Annotated in this window: 22 protein-coding genes; 15 read left to right on the top strand and 7 right to left on the bottom strand. The window is 60.9% G+C overall.

Going from position 1 to position 23,843, the window contains the following annotated elements; genetic code table 11:
* The first annotated feature begins 435 nt into the window (after positions 1–435).
* The 4 genes from IVA91_RS23885 to IVA91_RS23870 all read left to right on the top strand — a co-directional run bounded on the left by IVA91_RS23885 (position 436) and on the right by IVA91_RS23870 (position 5,296).
* Positions 436–1,767 (top strand): substrate-binding protein, encoded by a 1,332-nt coding sequence (locus tag IVA91_RS23885; protein ID WP_247459274.1) that lies wholly within the window; start codon positions 436–438, stop codon positions 1,765–1,767.
* Between the two features lie 99 nt (positions 1,768–1,866).
* Positions 1,867–2,742, top strand: a complete 876-nt coding sequence (locus tag IVA91_RS23880) for a branched-chain amino acid ABC transporter permease (protein WP_247281199.1) — start codon at positions 1,867–1,869, stop codon at positions 2,740–2,742.
* Positions 2,743–2,753: 11 nt separating this feature from the next.
* Positions 2,754–4,601 carry a branched-chain amino acid ABC transporter ATP-binding protein/permease gene (locus tag IVA91_RS23875; protein ID WP_247448982.1) on the top strand — a complete coding sequence of 616 codons (1,848 nt, stop codon included), beginning with the start codon at positions 2,754–2,756 and terminating at the stop codon, positions 4,599–4,601.
* Positions 4,598–5,296, top strand: coding sequence for an ABC transporter ATP-binding protein (locus IVA91_RS23870; RefSeq protein ID WP_247281197.1), 699 nt, complete (start codon positions 4,598–4,600; stop codon positions 5,294–5,296). Before IVA91_RS23875 ends, IVA91_RS23870 begins: the two co-directional genes overlap by 4 nt.
* Positions 5,297–5,354: 58 nt before the next feature.
* Here IVA91_RS23870 and IVA91_RS23865 read toward each other — a convergent pair whose 3' ends face one another.
* A complete protein-coding gene (locus IVA91_RS23865) occupies positions 5,355–5,780 on the bottom strand; it encodes an HIT family protein (protein WP_247281196.1) in 426 nt (141 codons plus the stop codon).
* Positions 5,781–5,879: 99 nt separating this feature from the next.
* Between IVA91_RS23865 and IVA91_RS23860 the strand changes: the two genes are divergently transcribed.
* Positions 5,880–6,440 carry an FAD-binding oxidoreductase gene (locus tag IVA91_RS23860; protein WP_247281195.1) on the top strand — a complete coding sequence of 187 codons (561 nt, stop codon included), beginning with the start codon at positions 5,880–5,882 and terminating at the stop codon, positions 6,438–6,440.
* A gap of 174 nt (positions 6,441–6,614) precedes the next feature.
* Here the strand turns inward: IVA91_RS23860 and IVA91_RS23855 are convergent, their stop codons facing one another.
* Both IVA91_RS23855 and IVA91_RS23850 read right to left on the bottom strand, forming a co-directional pair.
* A complete protein-coding gene (locus IVA91_RS23855) occupies positions 6,615–6,932 on the bottom strand; it encodes an FAD-linked oxidase C-terminal domain-containing protein (RefSeq protein ID WP_346015522.1) in 318 nt (105 codons plus the stop codon).
* A gap of 24 nt (positions 6,933–6,956) precedes the next feature.
* Entirely contained in the window at positions 6,957–7,913 is a 957-nt protein-coding gene (locus IVA91_RS23850) for a LysR family transcriptional regulator (protein ID WP_247281193.1), read from the bottom strand.
* A gap of 209 nt (positions 7,914–8,122) precedes the next feature.
* Here IVA91_RS23850 and IVA91_RS23845 point away from each other — a divergent pair, with 209 nt between their 5' ends.
* From IVA91_RS23845 to IVA91_RS23820, 6 genes are all read left to right on the top strand, one after another.
* Complete coding sequence (locus IVA91_RS23845) at positions 8,123–9,205, top strand: ABC transporter ATP-binding protein (RefSeq protein WP_247459270.1); 1,083 nt, start codon at positions 8,123–8,125, stop codon at positions 9,203–9,205.
* Between the two features lie 36 nt (positions 9,206–9,241).
* A complete protein-coding gene (locus IVA91_RS23840; RefSeq protein WP_247281191.1) occupies positions 9,242–9,958 on the top strand; it encodes an HAD family hydrolase in 717 nt (238 codons plus the stop codon).
* A 14-nt stretch (positions 9,959–9,972) separates the two neighbouring features.
* Entirely contained in the window at positions 9,973–11,280 is a 1,308-nt protein-coding gene (locus IVA91_RS23835) for an FAD-binding oxidoreductase (RefSeq protein WP_247281190.1), read from the top strand.
* A 22-nt stretch (positions 11,281–11,302) separates the two neighbouring features.
* Positions 11,303–12,346: an ABC transporter substrate-binding protein gene (locus IVA91_RS23830; protein ID WP_247459268.1), complete on the top strand. Its 1,044-nt coding sequence runs from the start codon at positions 11,303–11,305 to the stop codon at positions 12,344–12,346.
* Positions 12,347–12,415: 69 nt separating this feature from the next.
* Positions 12,416–13,228 carry an ABC transporter permease gene (locus IVA91_RS23825; RefSeq protein WP_247281211.1) on the top strand — a complete coding sequence of 271 codons (813 nt, stop codon included), beginning with the start codon at positions 12,416–12,418 and terminating at the stop codon, positions 13,226–13,228.
* The gene (locus IVA91_RS23820) at positions 13,225–14,010 is read left to right on the top strand and encodes an ABC transporter permease (protein ID WP_247459266.1); all 786 of its coding nucleotides are present in this window, start codon (positions 13,225–13,227) and stop codon (positions 14,008–14,010) included. Before IVA91_RS23825 ends, IVA91_RS23820 begins: the two co-directional genes overlap by 4 nt.
* A gap of 938 nt (positions 14,011–14,948) precedes the next feature.
* Here the strand turns inward: IVA91_RS23820 and IVA91_RS23815 are convergent.
* On the bottom strand, positions 14,949–15,164 hold the full coding sequence (locus IVA91_RS23815; protein ID WP_247281187.1) for a hypothetical protein: 216 nt from the start codon (positions 15,162–15,164) through the stop codon (positions 14,949–14,951).
* Positions 15,165–15,865: 701 nt separating this feature from the next.
* Here IVA91_RS23815 and IVA91_RS23810 point away from each other — a divergent pair.
* The 3 genes from IVA91_RS23810 to IVA91_RS23800 all read left to right on the top strand — a co-directional run bounded on the left by IVA91_RS23810 (position 15,866) and on the right by IVA91_RS23800 (position 18,493).
* Complete coding sequence (locus IVA91_RS23810; RefSeq protein WP_247281186.1) at positions 15,866–16,111, top strand: hypothetical protein; 246 nt, start codon at positions 15,866–15,868, stop codon at positions 16,109–16,111.
* A 281-nt stretch (positions 16,112–16,392) separates the two neighbouring features.
* Positions 16,393–17,427: a PqqD family peptide modification chaperone gene (locus IVA91_RS23805; protein WP_247459264.1), complete on the top strand. Its 1,035-nt coding sequence runs from the start codon at positions 16,393–16,395 to the stop codon at positions 17,425–17,427.
* Positions 17,414–18,493 (top strand): nucleotidyltransferase family protein, encoded by a 1,080-nt coding sequence (locus IVA91_RS23800; protein WP_247459263.1) that lies wholly within the window; start codon positions 17,414–17,416, stop codon positions 18,491–18,493. The genes IVA91_RS23805 and IVA91_RS23800 overlap by 14 nt, the downstream gene beginning before the upstream one ends.
* Positions 18,494–18,653: 160 nt before the next feature.
* On the opposite strand, the gene IVA91_RS23795 is transcribed toward IVA91_RS23800, so the two are convergent.
* Positions 18,654–19,037, bottom strand: coding sequence for an H-NS histone family protein (locus IVA91_RS23795; RefSeq protein ID WP_247459261.1), 384 nt, complete (start codon positions 19,035–19,037; stop codon positions 18,654–18,656).
* 726 nt (positions 19,038–19,763) lie between these two features.
* Here IVA91_RS23795 and IVA91_RS23790 point away from each other — a divergent pair.
* Entirely contained in the window at positions 19,764–20,132 is a 369-nt protein-coding gene (locus IVA91_RS23790) for an H-NS histone family protein (protein ID WP_247459259.1), read from the top strand.
* A 41-nt stretch (positions 20,133–20,173) separates the two neighbouring features.
* Here IVA91_RS23790 and IVA91_RS23785 read toward each other — a convergent pair whose 3' ends face one another.
* Both IVA91_RS23785 and IVA91_RS23780 read right to left on the bottom strand, forming a co-directional pair.
* On the bottom strand, positions 20,174–21,640 hold the full coding sequence (locus IVA91_RS23785) for an exopolysaccharide biosynthesis polyprenyl glycosylphosphotransferase (RefSeq protein WP_247459257.1): 1,467 nt from the start codon (positions 21,638–21,640) through the stop codon (positions 20,174–20,176).
* Between the two features lie 169 nt (positions 21,641–21,809).
* Positions 21,810–23,807 (bottom strand): hypothetical protein, encoded by a 1,998-nt coding sequence (locus IVA91_RS23780; RefSeq protein WP_247459246.1) that lies wholly within the window; start codon positions 23,805–23,807, stop codon positions 21,810–21,812.
* Positions 23,808–23,843 lie beyond the last annotated feature (36 nt).

Below are 23,843 nucleotides of genomic sequence, written 5' to 3'. Positions count from 1 at the left end.
CCGCCAGTCCCCGCTTGCCGGCAGACCGGTTGCGCGGCTCGGACATGCGGGCCGCATCGCTGGACTGCGGCGCCGCACGCGTGTCGCTCCCCTCTCTGACCGGCCACGCCGCCTCCTGCAACTCCGCCTTTTGCGGCCAAGAGCGTCGCTTCCGGGCACCCGCTATCGTCGTTTGCCGCGCCATTTCTCCCGCTGAACCCTCCAGCCTCTTACTCACAAAGACTAATATATATCGCAATCCGATATGTTTTCACGTGACAATTTTTGTCGTTCGACCAAAGGCGAAATTGACAGAAGGACTTCACAAGCAATGTTTACGTGCAGGAGCTACACGCGGATGTGACGTGCCCGGTGCAGGCAGGCCCTCGAGGTCTGCTGCCGCCGGACAGGTCGTGTTGTGCCTGCAAACAAGAACGACATTCGGAGGAAACGATCATGACCGACAATCTCATCCGCCGCGGCCTCTCGCGCCGCAGCCTGCTCCAGACCACTGCAGGTCTCATCGGCGGCTCGGTGCTGCCGGCAATGCCGGCCTTTGCCGAGGACAGGCCGATCGGCACGTATCCTGCGGGCGTGTCCGGGTCCACGGCCTTCATCGGAATCTCGGTGCCGCGCACCGGCACTTATGCCGTCCAGGGCGAAGACGAACTCAAGGGCTATCAACTCGCGATCGAGCACATCAACAGCGGTCACGACCTGATCAAGAAGATCTCGCCGAAGACCAGCAAGGGCGTGCTCGGCAAGGAGCTCAAGTTTGGCGTCGCGGATTCCGCGGCCAAGCCGAACGAGGCGGTGCAGGCGCAGCAGCGCTTCATCAGCGAGAACAAGGCGATCATGATCACCGGCGGCACCTCGAGCGCGGTCGCGGTCGCGCTCAACAAGCTCGCCCAGCGCGAGAAGGTGATCTTCGTGTGCGGCATTTCCGGCTCGAACGACACCACCGGCAAGGACTGCGTCCGCTACGGCTTCCGCCAGAACTTCTTCGGCCAGACCGCCGCCGCGGCGATCGGCCCCGTCATGGTCAAGGAGTTCGGCAAGGGCAAGAAGGCTGCGTATCTCACGCCGGACTACACCTACGGTCACACCGTCACCAAGTCGATGCAGGACTTCCTTGCGACCGCCGGCTGGACCACCGTGACCAACCAGGTGGCGCCGCTCGGTGCGCCTGACTACTCCTCATATCTTCTGAACGTCGCGAATTCCGGCGCCGAAGTGCTGATCAACGTCAACTGGGGCCACGACGCGGTGCTGTCGACCCAGCAGGCCAAGCAGTTCGGTGTCCTCGACAAGATGAAGCTGGTGGTACCGTATCAGGTGCCGTTCATCGCCCGCGAGACCGGCGGCTTGATGCAGGGCGTCTACGCTGCCAGCGACTATTGGTGGACACTTGAGGACAAGTTCCCGCTGGCCAAGATGTTCAACGAGGCCTTCGAGAAGAAGTACGGCTACAAGCCGGAATGGGGCGCGGAGAACGCCTATGTCAGCTTCGCGCACTGGGCCCGCATGTGCGAGCAGGCCGGCAGCTTCAACCCGCCCGATGTGATCAAGGCCTATGAGAAGGGCGAGACGATCCCCTCGCTCGTCGGCGACGTGCATTACCGTCCCGAGGACCATCAGTGCGTCCGCCCGGTGGTCATCGTAAAGGGTAAGCAGCAGAAAGACATGAAGAACAAGGAAGACTGGTACGACGTGGTCGAGGTCGTCCCCGGCGACGGCCTGATGCAGAAGCCGGACGCCTTCGGCTGCCATCTCGGCGACTACAGCTGAGCCCGCTCTAACCCCTGTGACGCCGCGGGCTGCCCTCTGCTCCCTGCGGCGTCACCTTTTTGGCGCGCTCCGTCGCGCCTTCGCAGCAGTGACCATTTCATGATCAGTTGGCCCAACCTCGTTTCGCAGCTTTTCAACGGGCTTGCGCTCGGCGCGCTGCTCGCGCTGATCAGCTCCGGTTTGACCATCATCTACGGCACGCTCGGCGTCCTCAACCTCGCCCATGGCGCGATGTTCATGATCGGCGGCTACGCCGGCTTTGTCGCCTACCAGTACACGGAATCGTTCGTCCTCGCCGTTATCGCGGGATCGCTGTTCGTGATGCTGCTCGGCGTGCTCATGGAACGCGTCATCATCCGCCATTTCTATAATCGCCCGCACGAGGATCAGCTGCTGGTGACCTTCGGGCTCGGTATCTGCTTCGTCGAGCTCGTGCGCCTGATCTTCTCGAGCCAGTCGCAGCTGGTGCCACCCCCGGCGATGTTCCGGGGCATCACTAATCTCGGCTTCATGTTTTATCCGACCTACCGCCTCGCCGTGGTCGGCATCGTCGCCATCGCCCTCGGCGCGCTGTTCATCATCCTCTACCGGACCAGGCTCGGCATGATCGTGCGCGCCGGCATCGAGGATTCTGTGATGGTCGATTCGCTCGGCATCAACGTCTATCGCGTCTTCATGGTCGTGTTCGGCATCGGTGCGATGGCCGCCGGCTTTGCCGGGATCGTCAACGCGCCCGTGGTTTCGCTGACACCGGGCATCGGTGACGACATCCTGGTCCAGACGTTCGTGGTGGTGGTGATCGGCGGCGTCGGCTCGTTCCCCGGTGCGATCCTCGGCGGCCTGATTGCCGGCGAGATCATCAGCGTCACCTCCATGTTCAACCCCGGCTACGCCTATGTGATGCTGTTTGCGGTGATGACGCTCGTACTCGTGGTGCGACCGCATGGCCTGCTCGGCGTTCAGGGCCGCGAGTAAGTGATTTCGTCATGCTCAAGCAACGTCAGTTCCTGATCGAGACGCTAACGGCCATCGGCCTGATCGCGGCTCCGTTTGTGCTGCCCCATCTCGGCTTCGCGCCGAACACCGTCAATCGAATCCTGGTCTGGGGCCTGTTCGGGCTCGGCTTCGACATCCTGTTCGGCTTCACGGGGCTGTTGTCGTTCGGCCAGTCCGCCTTCTATGGTACCGGCGGCTTCGTCGCGGCCTATCTCCTGACGCGCGCCGGCTTCAGCAACGTGCTGGGCGCGCTGATCATCGGCATGATCGCCGCCGCCGTGACCGGTTATCTTGTCGGCCTGATCGCGCTGCGCCGGACCGGCATCTATTTCGCCATGATCACCGTGGCGATCGCGCAGGTGTTCTTCTTCGTCGAGTTCAATCCGCTCTCGGATTTTACCGGCGGCGAGAACGGCCTGCCCGGCGTCCCGACGCCGAGTTTCAATCTCGGCTTCACCACGATCCACTTTACCAACGGCTGGTCGCTCTATCAATTCATCGCGCTGTGCTATTTCATCGGCGTCATCATCGCGCTCAGGATCGTCCGCTCGCCGGTCGGGGCGATTCTGAGCGCGATCCGGGACAATCCGCTGCGCGCCACCGCCGTCGGCCACAACATCCACGGCTACAAGCTGACTGCTTTCGTGATCGCCGCCGCCTATGCGGGGTTTGCCGGCGGCCTCCTCGGCGTGCTCCAGGCCTTCATGCCGCCGGACGCGTTCACGTTCGACACCTCCGGCCAATTGGTGATGCAGACCGCCATTGGCGGCAGGAGCACGCTGTTCGGGCCGCTGGTCGGCGCGGCGGTCTGGCTCTTCCTGCAGGACTTCCTGCAGGCCGCGTTGGGCCTCGGAGCCGCCTGGAAGCTCGTGCTGGGTGTCGTGTTCGTGCTGCTGGTCTGCTTTCTGCGCGGCGGCATCATCGGCGGCCTCGCCGATCTCTATCGCCTCGCCTCCGGCAGGCGTAAGCGGACGGAAGCAGAGGCTGAACAAGAGGCTACGGACGCCGCGCCGACACGGCAACCTGCGCCAGCATCGATGCAGGCCAAAGAAGTCGAACATCCTGCGTATTCAGGGCCGATCCTGAAGGCCACAGGTCTCACCAAACGCTATGGCGGCCTCGTCGCCAACAGCGACATCGATTTCAGCGTCAATCAGGGCGAGCTGCGCGGCATCATCGGTCCTAACGGCGCCGGCAAGTCGACTTTCTTCAAGATGTTGACCTGCGAGGTCGCCCCGACGTCGGGCCAGATCCTGTTCGAGGGCCGCGACATCACGGGACTGAAGATCACCGAGGTTTGCCAGCTCGGGCTCACCAAGAGCTACCAGGTCAACCAGCTCTTCACCGGCCTCACCGTTCGCCAGAACCTGACGATCGCCGCGCTTGCCGAGCTGCGCGGAAAATTCCGGCTCGATTTGTTCCGCAAGCTCTCGGGCATCAAGGGCCTGGCCGAGCAGGTCGGGCACACGCTGGCCCTTGTCAATCTGACCCGCCGCGCCGACACGCCCGTATCCGAGCTCGCCTATGGCGAGAAACGCAGGCTGGAGATCGGGCTTGCGCTCGCAACCTCGCCGCGCCTGCTGCTGCTCGACGAGCCGCTCGCCGGCATGAGCCCGCGCGAGCGGGTCGAGACCGTTAAGTTGCTCAAGTTGATCGCGCGCGGCCGCACCATGATCATCATCGACCACGACATGGATGCCCTGTTCGAGCTGGTCGAGCGCATTACCGTGCTCCAGGAAGGCCGCGTGCTGGTCTCCGGAACGCCCGAGGAAATCAAGACCAACGCCGCGGTGCAGGAAGCCTATCTCGGCGGCGTCCACGGAGAGATCGCCGCATGAGCCTGATCGAGGTCAACGGCCTGAACAGTTATTACGGGGACTCCCACATCCTGTTCGACGTCGCCATGCATGTCGACCGTCACGAGGTGGTGGCACTGCTCGGCCGCAACGGCGCCGGCAAGAGCACCACGCTGAAGAGCCTGATGGGTGTCGTGACACCCCGCAGCGGCAGCGTGAAATTCGACGGCATCGATATCGCCGGGCGCAGAAGCCACAAGATCGCGCAAGCGGGCATGCAACTGGTCCACGAGGAGCGCCGGATCTTCGGCAGCCTGTCGGTGGAGGAGAACATCCTCCTTGCACAGATCACCGCGCCCAAACGCTGGCCGCTCGGCCGCATCTACGAGATGTTTCCCCGGCTGAAGGAGCGTCGCAACAACCGTGGCACCGAGCTTTCCGGCGGGGAGCAGCAGATGCTCGCGATCGCGCGGGCGCTGGTGCGCGATCCCAAGATCGTGCTGCTGGACGAGCCGTTCGAGGGCCTTGCGCCTGTGATCGTCCAGGATCTCGTCAAGGCCTGCCGCGAGCTGGCGGCGGCCGGCCAGACCATCGTGCTGGTGGAGCAGAATCTGGCGGCGACGCTAGCGCTGGCGAGCCGGATCTACATCATCAACAACGGCCACATTGTGCACGAGGGGCCGGCGCAGGAGCTGAAGGCCCAGCCGGAACTGCTACAGCGATATCTCGGCGTTTAGATGGATGTTTGAGCATGATCTCTTCGGAATGCCGCGGCACACTTTTCCGGATCATGCTCTAGCCGGCGAGCGCCGCGACCATCCGTCTGGCGTGATCGGCGAGCACGGCCATGTCTTCCTTGCGCGTCTGCGCCGGCAACAGCTCGATCCCGGACCTGACCGGCATGACGTGCATGTGCAGGTGAAAAACCACTTGGCCGCTGGCCGGCTCACTGAATTGCTGCAGGATAATACCCTCGGCGTCGAACGCCTTCATCGCCGCAATCGCGATCCGCTTAGCGGTTCTCGCAACCGCGGCGAGATCGTCATCGGCGATGTCGAGGATCCCGCGCGCCGGCGCGCGAGGAATGACCAGCGTGTGTCCGGGCGAGCGCGGCATAATATCCAGGAAGGCGAAGCTGCGGTCGTCCCTGAAAACTTCGAAGCAGGGAATCTCGCCGCGCAGGATCTTCGCGAAGACGTTTTGATCGTCATAGGCCGCCATGAACCCCTCCCATCGCTGCGAGGTACGATCAAACGCGCTCCTTTCCGTTGACGCAAGCAAGCCTGCGATCTATCCACGATGCCAAGCGAGATGGTTCCATTGACGACAGGCTTTGATCCCGGAAACAGCAGCTATACGCTTGCGATCAGCGGCAAGGCGAACCTCGAAATCACGCCCCAGGCGATCCGATATAGCCGGGAATTCATGCCGCAGTTCTTGCGTCGCCTGAAAAACGTCAGGCTCGGCGTCGGGCGATCGTTCGTTTCTGGGTCGGATTCAATATCGGCGCTTCTGGCCAACGATGATCGGATCTTCGAACAGAACCGCGTGCTGGATCCTCCGCCGTTGAAATGGCTGATGCGCCAAGTGGTGGAGAGTGTCCGGAAAACCTTCCCCCAACTCGGCGAAATTGAGATCGATAGCGCCTGGGGCGGCTTCGTCGATTGCACGCCGGACGCAGTGCCAGTGGTGTCGCAGGTGGACGGGGTGGAAGGCCTCGTCCTCGCGGCGGGCTGCTCGGGTCACGGCTTCGGTTTAGGCCCGGGGCTTGGCTATCTGGCCGCAGAGCTTGTCGCCAACGACAGGCCTAGCGTCGATCCCACTCCGTTCCGGCTGGCGCGTCTGGTCGATGGCTCGAAGCTGGACATCGCCGCCATATGAAGATCGAACCGGAAGTCAGGCAGTCCCAAAGGGGCGTTTCCTCCCCAACTTGAGTCACTCCTTCGGAGTGGCTCTTTCTTTATGGACAAGATGATTTGGCTGATCGAGGTGCCTCGGCCGAAGACCCACCGTTTGGACCTGGACGAAAGCATCGCCAGCTCGCCGGCCGATGGTTCAACAGGCAGGCGTCTCTCCCAATGGGCGAACGATCGTGCCGGCGTTCATGATGTCCGCCGGATCAAAGGCGGTCTTGATCCGGCGCATCGCCGCGTCGCGTCCGAGATCGCCGTACCGCTTCAGAAGGTGCTTCTTGAATCGACCGACGCCGTGCTCCGCGCTGAACGTGCCGCCGAGCGCCTCGAGCGCCGCGGCCGTGTCGTAGAGTTGCAGCGACAGGATGCCTTCTTCCACCCGCTTGGTGAACTCCAGCCCGTCGACGCCGGTAGGAACGAGCACGTTGTGCAGATTGCCATCGCCGACATGACCGTAGATGGACAGCTCAATGAGCCATCAATTCTAGCGTGTAACGCTCAAGCCGTAGCAAGCGGACATCAATCCAAGTTGCGGATATTGCCGGTCGATCGTGGCCACTTCTTTTCGCATCTGTGCGACGATCCAATCTCGGATTTCGGCGGCGATGGGCCGCATGGGCCGGTGGCGGGGCGGCAGAAACTCGCAGAGACGGCGTGTGGTGGCCAGTGTGTCGGAGGCCGGCACCAGTGCGCCGGTCAGAAGCCAATGCGAGGTCACCGTCAGCCAGCCGAGAGCGATGCCCTGACCTAGCAGGGCGGCCTGCACCACTACGGCATAATCCGTGAAGCTCAGTCCCTTGGCTACGCCGCGGCGCCCGGTCAGAAGCGATGGGTAATCCGCGGCCCAATCGCCCGGTGTCTCGGCAAGACGAATGATGGTGTTGCCCTCGGTAGGATCGGTCTCGCCGAGATAGCCGGGACTGCACATCGGCAGCATCACTTCTTTCATGACCAGCGTACCGCCGGAGGACGGCTCGTCGCGATCGCGGAAGCGCATGCCGAGATCGACATTCTCGACCGGCCCGCGCAGCGCGCCGGAGATCAGCTGAAAGCGCAGATCGACTTGCGGAAACTGTTTCTGCAGCTTGTCGATGCGTGGCATCAGCCAGTGTGTGGTGAAGGCGGAGGAGACCGACAGCGTCACCGTCTCGGTGCCCTTGCGGCGCCGCTCGATCTCGACGAGCCCGCTCTCGATGCTGCGGAAGCCTTCGAGCACACGGCGATACAAGAGCTCGCCTTCCTCGGTGAGCACCGCGCGCCCCGCTGTGCGATCGAACAGGCGAACGCCGAGATGCTCCTCGAACTGGCCGAGCATGCGGCTCACCGCCGGCTGCGTGACGTTCAGCTCGGCGGCCGCAGCCGTGAAGCTGCCATTGCGCGCCGCCGCGTCGAAGACGAACAGGGCGTTACTGGAAGGCAGCATGCGGCGCAGCTCGTGCATAACGTCATGTTATGGTCACGGTGAGAATTTGGCAATTGCCGAGTTTTCGCAAGTCTGGTGTCATCGACATGACAGCCCAAAGACAGGGGCTCTGAATGACGATTTGCTGCAGCGCACGCTTCGGCGGTGGCTGCACAGAATCCCTGTCTATAATGCAGGCTTATGGCGCGCAGCGAGGCACGCCAGCTAGGGACACGCGAGGTCGATCGTTGGACAAGCGAGCGAAAAGCGTCGAGATCAGGTCCGCCAGCAAGGCCTATGGCGCCGTTCGCGCCCTCGACGACGTTTCGCTCACTGTCGGCGCCGGTGAATTCGTCTCGCTGCTCGGCCCCTCCGGCTCCGGCAAGACCACGCTGCTCGGCATTCTGGGCGGCTTCATCCTGCCGACGTCAGGCACCATTCTCTTCGGTGGCCGCGACATCACCTATATGCCGCCGCACAAGCGCGATATCGGCGTCGTGTTCCAGAACTACGCGCTGTTTCCGCATATGAGCGTCGGCGAGAACGTCGCCTTTCCGCTGCGTGCGCGGCGCCTGCCGAAGTCCTCCTGGCCGGACAAGGTGCGCGCGGCGCTCAGCATGGTCGGCCTTGCCGGATATGAAGAGCGCGGCATTGCGCAGCTTTCCGGCGGCCAGCGGCAGCGTGTGGCGTTGGCGCGCGCCATGATCTTCGAGCCGCGCCTGATCCTGATGGACGAACCGCTCTCCGCGCTCGACAAGCAGCTGCGCGAATCCATGCAGATCGAGTTGCGCGCGCTGCACCGGCGAATCGGAGCCACCATCATCTACGTCACCCATGACCAGCGCGAGGCGCTGACCATGAGCGACCGCGTCGCGGTGATGAAGGATGGCAGGCTGATCCAGATCGACAAGCCTGAGCGCCTGCACGATCATCCCGCCGATTCCTTCGTCGCCAGCTTCATCGGCGAAGCGACGATGCTGCCGGTCCGCCGCGTCGATGCTTCCAGCGTCGCGCTCGGCAATGCCTTGCTGCGCAGCGCGCGTGCCATTCCCGATGGCGATGCCTTGATGCTGGCCGTGCACAGCGAAAAGCTGCTGATCGACGACGGTGCGCAGGATGAGGCCTGTAACCGGCTGACCGGGACCGTCACCGACATCGTCTACCAGGGCGAGAGCCTGCGCATTTTCCTCGCGCTCGCCGATGGCATAGCGCTCAGCCTGCGCCAGCCGAGCTACCACCAGGCCTATCACCGCATCCCACCGCTCGGCGGCAGCCTCACCGTCACGCTCCACCCCGAGGACACCATCATCGTGCCGAGGGTGGGGGACTGAACTCAAGCCTCATCCAACCCGAGAGAAGAAACTGATATGTCGACCCAAGCCGCGTTCAGCAATTTCAAGGTTCTCACCTTCGACGTCGTCGGCACCTTGATCGACTTCGAAACCGGCGTGCTCGAAGCCGTGCGCAAGATCGGAGGCAAGAAGGCGGCCGAGCTCAGCGACGAGCAGATATTCGAGCCCTACAAGCGTGGCCGCGACAAGCATTACGAGCGCTCGAGCGAGGTGATGTTCCACGTCTATCGCCATCTGGCCACCGAACTTGGGCTGCCAGCGGACGATGCGTCCTGCGACATGTTCCAGCTCTCCGTGCTGCGCTGGGGGCCGTTCCCGGATTCGGTCGAGGCGCTCAGGCGCCTGCGCACCAAATTCCGCTTGGTCGCGATGACCAACGCGGACCGCGTCGCGCTGTCCTGCTACGCGCACGCGCTGGGCAACCCCTTCGACGACACCGTCTGTGCCGACGACACGGGAGTTGCAAAACCGAACCCGGAATTCTTCGCCTACAACAGGGGCCGCCAGTCGGCGTTCGGCTACAAGCAATCCGACATCCTGCACGTCGCGCAGAGCCAGTATCACGACATCGGGATCGCGCGGAAGCTCGGCTACAAGGTGTGCTGGATCGAGCGCCGCCAGGGCATTGCCGGCTTCGGCGGCACGCCGGCGGTGGAGACGCTGACCAAGCCGGACTTCCACTATCCCACCCTGAAGGCGCTTGCCGACGCCGCGATCGGTCCGGCGGCGTAACGGAGAGCCGCGGCATGACAAGGGACTTCAGCACGCTGCCATCGGTCAATTCGCTGTGGGAAGCCACGGCGGACCCGGCGCGCGCGTTTCCCGTGCTGTCGGGCGAGAGCCAAGCGGATGTGGTGATCATCGGCGCCGGCTACACCGGCCTCTCCGCCGCGCACCACATCGCCAAAAGCGGGCTCAGCCCCGTCGTGCTCGAGGCGAACCGCCCCGGCTGGGGCGCGAGCGGGCGCAATGGCGGGGTGATCACGGCGAAATTTCGCCTGTCCTTCCGCGAGATCGATGCCTTACACGGCCGCGACATGGCACGGCGCATGTACGAGATCGCGCATGAATCGACCGACATGGTCGAGGAACTGGTCTCCGAGTTCGGCATCACCAGCGCGAACCTAGTGCGCACCGGCCAGGTCAAGGCCGCGCACAATGAAGCGACGCTAAAGGCCGCGATCGACGAGGCCAACTGGATGACGCGCGAGATGGGCTCGGCCGCGGTTCGCATTCTCGACAAGAACGGCGTGCGCGAGGAGACCGGCTCCGACATCTTTGTCGGCGGCGTGCTCAATCCCGGCTCGGGCGGGGTCCATCCGCTGAACTATTTGCGCGGCCTGGCAAATGGCGTGGCGAGCCGCGGCGTTCCGATTTTTCAGGAGTCGCCGGTCGTCAAGCTCCGGCGCGAGAAGGACGGCATCGTCGCCGAGACGCCGCAAGGCGCGGTGCGGGCGAAGCAGGCGATCATCGCCACCAACAGCTATTCGGATCTGACCGATGCCACCGTGCAGATACAGCGCACGCTGATCCCCTTCCGCAGCGCCATAATCGCGACCGAGCAGCTGCCACGCAATCTCGCGGGAAAACTGATGCCGACGGGGCGCACCTATACCGAGACCAAGCGCATGATGCGCTGGTTCCGCATGGTCGACAACCGCGTCATCTTCGGCGGCCGCGGCGCCTTCGGCAAGCAGGATTCGCAAGCCGCATTCGACGCCTTGCGCAAGGCGATGGTCGGCATCTTCCCCGATCTCGCCGATGTCCCGCTCGCATACAAATGGTCGGGGCTCGTCGCGATGACGCTGGACTCGGTGCCGCATATCGGCCGGCTCGACGACCGCACGCTGTTCTCGATCGGCTACAACGGTGCCGGCGTTGCGATGTCGAGCCTGATGGGCCGCTATCTCGCCGCCTTCGTGCGTGGCGAGACGCCCGACGTCGGCCTGCTCGATGCGCGGCGCATGAAGGCCATACCGTTCTATCCGCTGCGTGAGCCCGCCGTGCGCATGGTCGCGGGCTGGTATCAATTTCTCGATGCAATCGGTCAGTAAGATCTATTTGGAGAAGGCGAGGATGACCATGAAGCGCACTATTGGATTGGGCTGCGTCCTGCTGGGCGCAATCGGACTGACCAGTGCGGCCGATGCCGCCGAGCAGATCACCTTCGTCTCGCAAGGCGGGGCCTATCAGCAGGCCCAGACGGTGGCGATCCTCGATCCCGCCGCCAAGAAGCTCGGCATTACCATTAACCAGGACTCCATTCCGGATGCCTGGCCCGCGATCAAGACGCAGGTCGGCAGCGGCAAGCCGATCTGGGATGTCGTCGACACCCCGACCGGCAACTGCCTTCGCGGCGGCGAGCAGGGGCTGATCGAGAAGCTCGACTTTTCGAAGATTCCCAACGGCGCGGCGATGCCGGAGGCCTATCGCAGTCCCTATTCGGTGTCCTACGAGTTCTATTCCAGCGTGCTGTCCTACAGCCAGAAGACCTTCCCGAAGGACGCGCCGAACAGCTGGGCTGATTTCTGGGATGTCAAGAAATTCCCCGGCCGCCGCGCACTGCGCAACCACCCGTTCGCGACGCTCGAGGCCGCGCTGATGGCCGACGGCGTCGCGCCCGACCAGCTCTATCCGCTCGACGTCGACCGCGCCTTCAAGAAGCTGGAGGAGATCAAGCCGCATATCACGGTGTGGTGGACCTCGGGCGCGCAGTCGGCGCAGCTGCTCAATGACGGCGAGGTCGACATGGAGATGGCCTGGAACGGCCGCGTCAGCGCGGTCGCGAAGGAGGGCGCCAAGGTCGCCTTCACCTACAACCAGGGCATCCTGCAGAGCACTTCGCTCTGCATCCTCAAGGGCGCGCCGAATCTCGAGACCGCGATGAAATTCCTCAATGAGGCCGTTGATCCCGTGCACCAGGCCAATCTGCCGCACATCGATTATGGCCCGGGCAACCCCAAGGCCTTCGAGACGGGCGTGGTCAAGCCCGAGCGCGCGGCGCAATTGCCGAGCGAGCCGGCCAATGCGGCGAAGCAAGCGCTGATGTCCTACGCCTGGTGGTCCTCGCCCGCGGGCGAAGCCGCCGAGAAGCGCTGGGCATCGTTCATGCAGAAGTAGGGCGAGGCAGCCTTGACGACATCCGTGCCAGATCCTTCCCAGAAGCATCAGCGCCGCGAGCACGGTCTGATGCTGGTATTGGTGTCGCCGGCGCTGCTGGTGATCCTGGCGCTGATCGTGCTGCCGGTCGGCTGGCTCACCTGGCAGTCGATCTACCATGACGGTTTCACGCTGGAGAATTATCGCCGCGTCTTCACCGAAGACGTCTACTGGCGCAGCTTTGCGCTGACCTTCGAGATCAGCCTCGCGGTCACTTTGATCGCGCTAATGCTCGGCTATCCCGTGGCCTACCTCGCCAACTCGGTGCCGAAAGGGTGGAGCATCCTGATCCTGTCGCTGGTCGTGCTGCCGTTCTGGACCAGCGTGCTGGTGCGCGCCTATGCCTGGCTGGCGCTGCTGCAGCGCACCGGCGTGATCAACCAGTTCCTGCGCTATCTCGACGTCATCAGCGAGCCGCTCGCGCTGGTCCACAACACGTTCGGCACGGTGGTTGCCACCGTGCACATCCTGCTGCCATTCATGGTCCTGCCGCTCTATGCCACCATGCAGAAGATTCCGAACGATCTCATGCAGGCCGGCGCCAGCCTGGGCGCGAGCCCGTCCCTGACCTTCGTCCGCGTGTTCCTCCCGTTGTCGCTGCCCGGCGTGCTCGCGGGCTGCACCATGGTGTTCGTGCTCTGCCTCGGCTTCTACATCACGCCGGAGCTGCTCGGTGGCGGGCGCACCGTGATGTTGTCGATGCTGGTGAGCCGCAATGTCGAGCTCTACAACCAGTTCGGCGCCGCGAGCGCGGTCGCCGTGGTGCTGCTCCTATGCGTGCTCGCGATCTTCTTCGTCGTCAGCCGTTTCATCTCGCTCGATCGCGTGCTGGGGCAGAAATGATGCGCGTCTCGCCCGCCCGGATCGTCCTCTACGTGGTCAGCGCGCTGGTGCTGGTCTATCTGATCCTCCCCGTTCTGATCATCGCGCCGATCTCGTTCTCCAGCGCGCGCTTCCTGACCTTCCCGCCTCCGTCCTTCTCGCTGCGCTGGTACCAGCAATACTTCTCAAATCCGGCCTGGATGCAGGCGACGCGGGTGACGCTGACGGTCGCGCTGCTGACCGTCCTGATGGCGACCCCGCTCGGCGCGGCCGCCGCCTATGCCATCAACCAGTCGAAGCTGCGGATCATGCGGCTGATCCACATGACGCTGCTGCTGCCGCTGGTGGTGCCGATCATCATCACCGCCGTCGGCATCTTCTTCGTTTATGCCAGGATCGGCCTGGTCGCGACCATGCCCGGTCTTGTGCTGGCCAACGTGATGCTGGGCCTGCCCTATGTCGTGATCTCGGTGCTGGCGGGTCTGCAGAGCTTCGATCCCGCGCAGGAGATGGTGGCGCGCAGCCTCGGCATGAATCGCCTGCGCAGCTTCTTCGCGGTGACGCTGCCGCAGATCAAGTCCAGCGTGGTCGCCGGCGGCATCTTCGCCTTCATCTCGGCGATGGATGAGACCATCGTCGCGCTGTTCATCTCCGGCGGGCAATACCAGCCGCTGACCAAGCGCATGTTCACGTCGCTTCGAGACGAGATTGATCCCACAATTGCAGCGATATCGACGCTGATGACGGCGGCTTCCTTCTTCCTCGTGCTGCTCGCAACTGGTCGACGGAGGAAGAAAACGTAGGGCGCACGCCATCTGAGGTCCGGTAGATTGAATCGTATAGGAGGGTGGGCGCCTAGTTCAGCTGCGCGTTGACAATGCGGATTCGTGCGACGAATGCCCATCTTCGGCCGGATAAGTCCAGTGGTACGACCAGTAAGTCACTGATTGTGCCCAACCCGTCGCTATCGCTTAATCAGCGGGTCCCAGGTTCGAGCCCTGGTGCGCCCACCAAGCTTTTCAACGGCTTGGGTATCTGGCGATACGGGTATTCCAGCAAGCGATCAGCGGCCTTTCAGCCGATCACCGTCTCAATTCGGATCGAGGAGTGATCGTGGTCTGTGCTCGTCTCTTTATTCTCGGCAAGATGCCCACGTCGCTGAATTTAGTCCGGGCCGAAAACATGCGCATCGTACAACTGGACATTCGCAGCCCGTCATCGGACTGCTACTCGCGCTGAGGCGATCGATGTCTTGCGCAGCGCGAGTCGCGCGTAGAGTTTCGGAACAATAGGACGCTTGCAGGTGATGTTGGTGAGGGTCACGCCGGCTACAGACGCGTGCGATACCTTGTTGCTCGGGGCGTTCGCGTGCGCGAGGCGGATGCTGATCGCCGTCGTTCTCCCGAGCGTCGTGCTTCCGCTCTTCGTACTTTCTCCCGGAGCCGCTGCAATTGAGCGAGCAGGCCAACGAGTTCGATCGTTGCGTGACGCAGAACAGCCAGACTGCAAATCCCACTACTCACGACAACACCCCCGAACAGGCCCTTGCCAAACCCGTGACGGGAAGCTCGAATTTGTGATGACCTGCCAATAACGTCTAAGCGATTGATCATCGCGCCGTCCGTTCGCTTTACGACGATACGCGGAAATATTTTCGCGCATTCTAACGCGTCGCAACAAAATGCCTGCATCGGGGAAAGGGAATTTGGACGCACTCTCTAGAACGGCCTCGTCATTTGCATCAGAACGAGGGAGCCGCACCAAGCATCTCCGCCGTCCGGATGATCGGCTCTTCGACCCAGGCCTCGCGGGCGAACCAGTTATGATTAGCCTGACAGATCGGACAACGAGTATTGCCGAAAAACACGATGCTCCGCAGGAAAGTCTCACGATCGGATTTGATGCCGGTCGTGATCGCGCGACCGGTTTGCGGGCACTTGACCATAATCATACCCATGCGAGCCTCCCTGAAATAATTTGATGGTTGAATAAGGGGCCGGCCGGCTGGAGTGCGCTCTCGTCGGTGCGGGTTAACTGGGGGGCATCGCACCTGGGGTCGTTTGTTCGAGCAAGGGGCAGCTTGCTCGTGACGACGCTTCTCCAACCGACCGGATTCCTGCTTGGCGAAATGGGGATATCGCCGGCTTTCGCTCGGCAACCTTGAATGGTGCTGCGACCTCAACCGAAAGCTTCTGGGAGGCGCCTAACAATAGTCATGTCCAAATCCCTGCGGTTTCGCGCGGAACGTTCCGCTTGCAATGAAACCATTATCTTGGTCTTGACGGACAGATCAGCCCACCGGATCACTGGTATCGCTCCCTCGTGCAATTCGTTAATATTCGCTGTCCTTATTTAATGTGCGAACTAAAATTTGCATTGTCGGTCTGATTTGCGACTCTCGGCCGATTTATTTTGCGGGTGCTGCACGGCACGATGTCCCTCACCGAAATATCGGTCTTTCCTCCTTGGCTATAGCAGCCCCGCATTGCCGTCGTCGAGTTCGCTGCGTGCTGCGGCTTGCTCGTAGGTATTAAATGGTTACGCGAGGTTCAAATATGAAACAAATTTTGATTATGCGATAAATATGCAAATTTCGTTGTTAATTGCTGCCAATCACGTAAGCTAAACTCGTCCAAGTTCGTGCGACTGGAGGAGACGATGTGGGAATCAATTCTTAACAAGCACAACCTCACCTCGAATACACTGCAGTTGGCTCAGATGCGCGCTGAATTGCTAAGCATTGGCGAGAAGGAGCGCATTCTGAGAGAACGGAGTGCCGATCGCGAAGCTTATCGGTACCTGTTGGATGCTCATCGGTTGATTGCGAGAGCGAGCCTTCTTGGAAAGCAGGTGTTGAACATTTCTCCGCAGGGAGGGGGCAAGGACGGTCAGCTGGCGGCATGACCGGCCGGATTGTCATTTTCGAAACGAGCCCGATCGGGTGGCGTGTGTTCGGCTGAACGGGAATTGCAGCGCCGCAGGCCGGGCTAGACTGAATCTCGCGGGCGACGGCCGTCTCCTTGGTGCCGCGACAATAGCGCCTCCCAGACGCTGTCGCCGCCTCGTCGGTACAGGGCGAGGCAGACCTGTTCACATTGGTTGGAGCCGTGCTGGAAAGATCGTCGGCAGAGATGGTGTTGAGACCAGCTCCGGATGCAGTATTCGCGCTGCTGGAGGGTCGATCAATGCTCTTCAGCGAAGCAGGGCAGAAGATTTTTGAACTGGACCGAGTAGGGGCATTCATTTGGTGTAAGTTGGCACAAGGCGCCTCTCTGGAAGAAATTTGTCAGGGGCTTGGTGCGCTAGGCATTGACGAGCAAACGGCACGCCAGTTCACGCGACAGGCTGTAAATGTCTGGATCGATCGAGCGTTGCTTGAAGTCGATTGGCGAATGCCGACCGATTGTGCCTTCTCAGCGATCCTGGGTCGGCACAGAATAGGCGTCCGGGCCGCAAATCGGGACCTCTTGAATCGGCTGCTTCCGCTATTTTGTGTTCCGGACCAGAGCGCCGGCTGCGACGTCGACGTTGCCATCGAAGCAATGATGCTGGACGGGCACGTGTTCTTCCGCGGAGAGGATGCCCGCATCTCCAGATGTGAAGTCGAAGCGCTGGCCCCCACGATCAAAGCTTACATCACCGAGCGGCTCATTCGAAACAGTCGTTGGGTCTTCTCCCTTCATGCCGCTTCTCTCGTGAAAGACGGTATGGGCCTGCTGTTATGCGGCCAACCGGGAGCTGGGAAGTCTACCCTCACACTGCAACTGGTGGACGCCGGACTTCGGTATGCCGGCGATGATGTTGCGCTGGTTGGAGCTGACGGAACGATCTGCGGACTCCCGTTTGCTCTCACCCTCAAGCAGGGATCGTGGGGCTTTCTCTCGCGACTAGACCGGCACGACGCGACGCATTGCCGCTCCGACGGCGTTCTGGTGCGGTACGTACCAATTCCGGCTGCACAGAACCAATGCTTTTCCGCAAGCTGGGTCATCTTCTTGAACCGGGTCGCGAGCGGTCCGGCCGAACTGACCGCGATAGATCAGTTGGATTCGATGAAGCGGCTCATCGAGGACGCATTTGCTGCTGACGGACGACTTTCGCAGGCCGGCTTTTTCGCTTTGAAGCGGATTGTCGCGGGAGCGCGATCGCTTCAACTCACCTATTGCGAGGCCGTGGAGGCTCGGCGATTGATTATGGATTTGTGCAATGGCAAGACATAGCGCCGCACTGACGAGCCTTTGCAATTGCTTGCGAGGCATGCCACCGGTCAATGTAGAGTGGACGCCCGTAATCGGGCTCGCAAACCAGACTCTGACGACGCCGGCGCTCATCGATTTTGTCGACAAATTCGCATTGATGCTGCCGGAGGACGTCTGCACATATATTCGCCAGATCCACCGCCGAAACGTGCTGCGCAACAATCGGCTCATCGCCCAACTGGAAGAAGCGGTCGTTGCGATGAACAGCTTGGGAATTACGCCGATCATGCTCAAGGGGGCATCGACACTGGCGACCGCGCCCGAGGAGCGACGAGGCGTTCGGTTAATGTCTGATCTGGACATCATGATTATGCCAGACGAGGCCAGAACGGCAGTCGCCGCTCTATGTGCAATTGGTTACGATATCGATTACCAGGCCGCTTCCGAAAGCCAGAGATGGCACGTCGAGCTGAATCGGTCGCAGGATGTCGGCACCATCGACCTGCAGCGGGCAGCTCCAGGTCCTGCGTACCTCTACCAGAGCTTCGGGCATGCGCTGAACCATTGCGTCCCTGCGCCGCTGGGACGGGGACGCGTCTATATCCCCAAGCCTACCTACCAAGCGCTCATGTTGATCATCCATGATCAGTTTCAAGACTATGGTTATTGGCTCGGCGACCTCGACCTGCGGCACCTTGTTGAATTACGCGATCTAAGCAATTCCGCCGAGGGCCTCGATTGGGGGGAGCTTAGCTCTCTTGTCTCGAGCGAGTTGATGAAGAACGCAGTCGAAACCCAGCTGTTCGCTCTTGCTGAGCTGCTTGGCGTCGAGATTCCGCACGCGTTGCGTTCCCGACTGATTCCGCGCCTGCAGTTCATGCGACAGTTGATGCAAGCACGCTTTCCGGCCACACGCGTGCCCCTCCTGGCGATGAACGTTCTGGACCTCAGAAACTACCGCAGGGAGGCGGCCGTTGTCTCGACAAGAACCAGCGCGAACCGACGTGGATTGTGGTCTGTGCCAAGAGCTAGAACCTTACAGTTTCTGCTGAATGCGACGACCGCAGTTCGTGCGGGAAAGGTCTAGAGCCTGCGACCGTCACACGAGCGTTCTCGAGAGATCGTGGCGGCAGGTCTTGGCAGAGCGGGTTTTCGATCTGCTACCTGCTCCAGATGGGTAGGCGGCTGCCCCAATCCGCAGGACTGAACATTCTCAGCCGACCCGAGGTGCGTCCAGTCGCGCAGAGCTAGGAATGCTCTCGACCACCAGCATTCCCTTCGGACGATTCGCCGTTCTCGCGGATTTTGAACTCCTCCAGCGTGTGGCCTGATTGGAGGGCGGCAACCAGCCAGCGGGGCTGCTTACCACGTCCTGACCAAGTCTCTGTTGGCTGGAGCGGGTTGTAGTACTTCGGTACGACCTTCGGGTATTTGCGACGGGGCTGGCCGGTCCCCGTCTCAGACGCCCCGATTTCAGCTTCGCCGAATTGATCCGGCTGGTTGAGTTGCGCAAGACGCTTTTCCAGTTGCCGCTTTTCGGCGGTGATCTTTTCGGCGAGAATCTTCGTCAGCTCCTCGTGAAGGAGCCAGAGTTCCTCGAAATCCATGGCTTCGAGATCTTGCCTTCGCATAGCATTTCTCGTCCCCGTTCGACTGATGCCCCTACCTGCCTGTCATCTCCACGTCGAATATCGTTGTTCGCGCGGCGAGTTACGGACAGGGACCGAGACCGGTCTTTCAAATTTGACGCGACAATAAATAAATAGTATATTATTTAATATTATATTGCGAGCGTTATTTTTAATCGATGTATTGAAAGGCCAGAAGCCTTGCTGCAAGCCCGAAAAGAAACATTGGACGCTATCGACTGCCCTATGGGGCGCCTTGAAGCGGCGATCAGCCGGTTTATCGCTCCGTCGGCTGCATTGACCGACATCCAGGCTTTGAAGCTGCAAATCCAGCTGCGAGGGCTCGCGCTAAGAGACATCGCAATCATAAGCTCGCGATTGCGGCAGGCCGATGGGCGCATTTCAGGTGGATTGTCGACTACGAAAGGCGGCCTCGCGCGCCGGGCCTATCCGCCGAGAGTGCGGCGCGGCAGATTGATCCCACGGCCCGCTTAACGTGCATTCTTCGCTTGAGTGGAGGCGTCGGTGCACGTAAGGCGCGTGATGTTGCTTTGGCCGAATTAAATTGAGGGGATAGTTCATTTTTCTGTCTTGATTAGAACCGGCGACGCAGTTATGTGGAGCACGAACTTGTCGTTCAGTTCCACATATTTTTGTAATGTTGACCCTCTTGGTTCTTGATTACCCGGCCGGGGCAATATTAAATGGGCGCAACTACAGGATGCTAGCATGTCGACCAAGAAGCTCGAACTAGAAGCGATGTCCCTCGACGATCTATGGTCGCTTCATGAGGAAATTAGCGGCATTTTGTCGGATCGAATCAAGGCGGAAAAGCAGGAACTGGAGAAGCGCCTGGCGGTTCTCGGCGGTGGCATGGCTGTATTAGCTGAAGCAGGCGGGCCCGGCGTCTCTCCAACCGGCAAACCGAGGCGCAAATATCCGCGCGTGCTGCCGAAATACCGCAACCCGCAGACTTCCGAAACCTGGTCGGGACGTGGCAAGCGGCCGCGGTGGTTGGTTGCTGCCATGAAATCCGGCCGTCGGATCGAGGAGTTTCGCATAGGGGAACCGGCTCCGAAGTTGCGGCAACGGGCGTGAATTGCCGACGTGGGCCGGCGTGGCGCCGCGATCCTGTTCGCTTAACAGGCGTTGCGTCCCCGCAGCACTTCCATGGGAGTTCGCAGCAGGATTGCGAGGTCTAGCCGAAGACTCCAATTGTCGATATACCAGAGATCGTACTCCACGCGTCTCTCAACCATCGTCGCTGTAGGCGTCGGTCCACGGCAGCCATGGATTTGAGCCCATCCGGTCAATCCGGGTCTCACTCGGCGCCGGAAGGCGTACTTCCGGACGAGCTTTTCGAACTGTCCGTCGTGGGCCACGGCATGGGGGCGTGGGCCTACCAGTGACATGCTGCCGTCGAGGACATTCAACAACTGCGGCAGCTCGTCGAAGCTCGTTCGCCGTAGCCATCTGCCAACCCGGGTGATGCGAGGATCAAGAGGCGTTGCCTGAACGACGACAGGTCCATTCTCAAGCACATGCATCGTCCGAAACTTTCGGATGGAAAATATTCGGCCATTGAAGCCGCATCTTTGTTGCTTGAAGAGGATCGGACCGGGAGAATCCAGCCTGATCGCGACCGCAGCGATGGCGAGCAATGGTGCAAAGACCATCAAAGCAAATCCCGCGCCGATAATATCAATTATTCGCTTGCTTGCGCGCTCGATTGCGGTGAGGGGGCCCGGCTGGATTTCCACGCAAGCGGCACTTCCCAAGCTCCTCGTCGGATGTCGAAGCAGTTCGGATGCGGCACCTACCGGGACGAACACGATAGGGAATGGCAGCACCCTCAGGTCGGAGATAAAGGCACGAAGGTCGGCCCAACGTTCCGGATTGGCCTCCAGCACGATTTTATCGACTTCGGAATTCCGAATATGTTCGATCACGCGGCAGCTGAGCCGTTTTCTGGAACCGGGGTCCGAGCCCATCGCAGGCAACCCAAAGCGGCCCTTAACGCAATAGCCGAGGACCGCAAGAGTCTCCGACAGACCAGCATGATTCGAAGGCGGCTGATCGGTGATCAGGACGAGATTCGTCCGAGCGAATTTCCTGCCACTGAAGCATTTTATTAGCAGTGTCCTGGCAACGCACCGTTGCGCAATCAAAGATGCCAGGCCGAGTGCCGCAAACAGGAGGCCGGCACCTCGGAAGAACTGTGGCTTGTCATCCAGCATCTCTACAGCGGCGGCCAGGACATGCAACAAAATCCATGTGAGGCAAATGGCGCGAACTTGGCTTCGGAGAACGAGGAGTTCTGTTGGCCGATACAGTCCCCTGCCTTTCAGAATGTAGACAAAAGATACTGATGCTGCGGCCGCGTAGGCGCATGCCTGGCCTAGGCCAGCTGGTGCCGGGCTGCCGGGTGAAAGAAGCGCGGAAAGGAAGCCGGCGAATAGAATGGTCGCGATATCGGCGCAGATCGCTACGAATTCAACAGAGTCGTACCGGACGGGCCATTTGCCTTCATCAGCAATGGACGATCGTGAGTTGACGAGAGCTAGATCGCTCTCATGGTCGCCGATATGCCGGGTGATAAAATTCATGGCCAGTCAACAGGATCGCATGCGGTTAATAATTAATATATTATGAATTTAAATATATTATTCAACCTGAATTGACCTGATTTGATAAATTTAATCGGATCTTGAACGCCCGGGCCCGATTATCAATCAGGACCGATCTGGGTGCGATCGGACACACTGCTGGAAAACGCTATGGGCCTTGCGAGCGCAACTTGTGGAGGTAGCTTGGGTCGAGCTCCGAAATCGAGCTCTCGGCAAGCGCCCTGCCGTCTGCCGATGCCGATTGGTATGCGGCGGCGATAGCTGGCCCGAGTGCGGTCCGGCCGGTAATCGCAACTTTAAGGTCGCGCCGGATAAGATCTCGTAGCTCAGGATCCTTGATCGCAGCGTCGATGCCGAGAGCGACGGAAAGCCGTAGTGGAATAAGATCCAGCGCGTTTGGTGCAGTATAGTAGGACATCCTAAGTAAGCTTGTCGTGTCATAAGTCGCCGCGTGCTGCTTTGAAAGCGCCGCCAGCATGAGCCAAACGTCGCCTCGAAGGGGCGAGTATTCCAGCACTGCAGAAAAAGCATTTAAGTCCGTGGACCGGCCGGTGTTCTGCGGGTCCGTAGCCTTGTCAGACTTAAGGCGCCCAGTTGCAGTGGCGACATCCCCGCGCGTGGATTGGTGCGCTGAGATCAAGGCTTCGTTCGAACCGGCAACCGATGTATCAGAGAGGCGATCACCAAACGGCCAACTTTGCGAGACCATCAAAGCTGCTTGCGCAGCTAACAGCAATCCGATCATTGTCAGAACAACGCGTGTCAGAGGCCATGGGAAAGCGAAGATGGCCGAATGAATGCGTCGCGCTGCCGTGGCTCGGTCGCTGGCGTCCTGTGTAGGCTGCCGCAACTTGATGGATTCCACGTCGCGGGCTGTACCGGACAGGCTTTGAGCGAAAGCCAGGCCGTAGACCGCCGCCACCAACAGTGATGTCCATAAATCGAAAAGGCCGTTTTCGGCAAAGGCCAGTATTGTCAACGATACGCAAGCGCCTGCGCCGACGGCTGGATATTGGTAAGCCTGATTGCGAGACAACGCGCGCCCGAACAAGATGCAGGCGCTGATGACGGTGACTATCAATAGCCCGCAGAGGAACGTACGTCCCATTTCGACCGCGACCGCCGCGGCAGCGGTCGGCCGTTCGCGCATTGCGACCATGCCAACGTCTCCATAAATCGGCAGAAGCACAACAAAAGTGCCTGCACCGGTCCCGATCGGGTGAGTGTCCTGTAGCATCCGCTCGGTTGCGGCCCGAGTTTGCGTCGATAAGGCAATCGTCAGGTCAGCATTCCGATTGATCGGAACGAAAGTGAGGCTGGCGACGAACAACATGGTGGCGGTTGAGAGAACACCAGCTCTGCCCCACAGGCCAAAGAACCATTTGCGAATTGCGACCACCGTGAGGACGACTGTCACCCCGAGCAGCACGGCAATCAGCGCTGTCGAACCGCTACAAAGTGCGATCGCCACAAGCGAGACGATCAATGATAGAAACGCGCTGCTAAGAATGGCGAGCGGTCCTGTCGGCGAGCGAGGCGATCGTCTAGGCCGCCGCAATTGGTCGATCGCACGGATAGCCATTGCAGTGGAGAGAAGGACACCAAGTGCTGCCGCGGTCGAGCCGGTCCAAGCTTGTTCGGCGGGCCAGGAGCCACTCAGGTTGTTGTTTCTCCAGATCGAAAATATACAGCTGACGGCGGTGATCGATACAAGGACATAGAGGACCTGCGCCGCCCGATGTGTGTCCAGAGTAACGACCGCGGTGACGAGGGCGGCAGCGAGGACAATGTTGTAATGTGAAAGCGCCAGTACCGTCTCGTGTACATCAACCGAGAACCTTTGTGCGAGAGGTTGGTGTAGAGCGGCCGACGCCGTCGCCCAGATCTGATTTCCGAGCCCGCGGAGCGGGATCGGAACAACTTGCAGTGCGATCCAAAGCACGGGTGCGGCAAGAGCCAGAATTATAAGGGGCCGCAGAAGCCTTGCGAAGGAGGCGAGGGTTGATGACTTGGAGAAGAGGCCGACGGCCAGTATAGCGGCCGCAAGAATGCCCGATAGCACCACTGGACTCTTTAGGTTCTCGACCACAGCAAAAGCCGCAGCGACCGCCGCAGGCACAGCGAGCATTGCAGACTGGACAACCATTTTACACCACTTCTGACTCTGACCCGCTCAAACCAA

The organism is Bradyrhizobium sp. 153, from assembly GCF_023073835.1.
Taxonomy (GTDB): Bacteria; Pseudomonadota; Alphaproteobacteria; order Rhizobiales; family Xanthobacteraceae; genus Bradyrhizobium.
This window is presented reverse-complemented; position numbering and strand designations above follow the sequence as displayed.

Excerpts from the sequence above, each read along its gene's own strand:
- IVA91_RS23885 (WP_247459274.1), top strand. The coding sequence starts at position 436 with ATGACCGACAATCTCATCCGCCGCGGCCTCTCGCGCCGCAGCCTGCTC.
- IVA91_RS23880 (WP_247281199.1), top strand. The coding sequence starts at position 1,867 with ATGATCAGTTGGCCCAACCTCGTTTCGCAGCTTTTCAACGGGCTTGCG.
- IVA91_RS23875 (WP_247448982.1), top strand. The coding sequence starts at position 2,754 with ATGCTCAAGCAACGTCAGTTCCTGATCGAGACGCTAACGGCCATCGGC.
- IVA91_RS23870 (WP_247281197.1), top strand. The coding sequence starts at position 4,598 with ATGAGCCTGATCGAGGTCAACGGCCTGAACAGTTATTACGGGGACTCC.
- IVA91_RS23865 (WP_247281196.1), bottom strand. The coding sequence starts at position 5,780 with ATGGCGGCCTATGACGATCAAAACGTCTTCGCGAAGATCCTGCGCGGC.
- IVA91_RS23850 (WP_247281193.1), bottom strand. The coding sequence starts at position 7,913 with ATGCACGAGCTGCGCCGCATGCTGCCTTCCAGTAACGCCCTGTTCGTC.
- IVA91_RS23840 (WP_247281191.1), top strand. The coding sequence starts at position 9,242 with ATGTCGACCCAAGCCGCGTTCAGCAATTTCAAGGTTCTCACCTTCGAC.
- IVA91_RS23835 (WP_247281190.1), top strand. The coding sequence starts at position 9,973 with ATGACAAGGGACTTCAGCACGCTGCCATCGGTCAATTCGCTGTGGGAA.
- IVA91_RS23830 (WP_247459268.1), top strand. The coding sequence starts at position 11,303 with ATGACCATGAAGCGCACTATTGGATTGGGCTGCGTCCTGCTGGGCGCA.
- IVA91_RS23825 (WP_247281211.1), top strand. The coding sequence starts at position 12,416 with ATGCTGGTATTGGTGTCGCCGGCGCTGCTGGTGATCCTGGCGCTGATC.
- IVA91_RS23820 (WP_247459266.1), top strand. The coding sequence starts at position 13,225 with ATGATGCGCGTCTCGCCCGCCCGGATCGTCCTCTACGTGGTCAGCGCG.
- IVA91_RS23815 (WP_247281187.1), bottom strand. The coding sequence starts at position 15,164 with ATGGGTATGATTATGGTCAAGTGCCCGCAAACCGGTCGCGCGATCACG.
- IVA91_RS23810 (WP_247281186.1), top strand. The coding sequence starts at position 15,866 with ATGTGGGAATCAATTCTTAACAAGCACAACCTCACCTCGAATACACTG.
- IVA91_RS23805 (WP_247459264.1), top strand. The coding sequence starts at position 16,393 with ATGCTCTTCAGCGAAGCAGGGCAGAAGATTTTTGAACTGGACCGAGTA.
- IVA91_RS23800 (WP_247459263.1), top strand. The coding sequence starts at position 17,414 with ATGGCAAGACATAGCGCCGCACTGACGAGCCTTTGCAATTGCTTGCGA.
- IVA91_RS23795 (WP_247459261.1), bottom strand. The coding sequence starts at position 19,037 with ATGCGAAGGCAAGATCTCGAAGCCATGGATTTCGAGGAACTCTGGCTC.
- IVA91_RS23790 (WP_247459259.1), top strand. The coding sequence starts at position 19,764 with ATGTCGACCAAGAAGCTCGAACTAGAAGCGATGTCCCTCGACGATCTA.
- IVA91_RS23785 (WP_247459257.1), bottom strand. The coding sequence starts at position 21,640 with ATGAATTTTATCACCCGGCATATCGGCGACCATGAGAGCGATCTAGCT.
- IVA91_RS23780 (WP_247459246.1), bottom strand. The coding sequence starts at position 23,807 with ATGGTTGTCCAGTCTGCAATGCTCGCTGTGCCTGCGGCGGTCGCTGCG.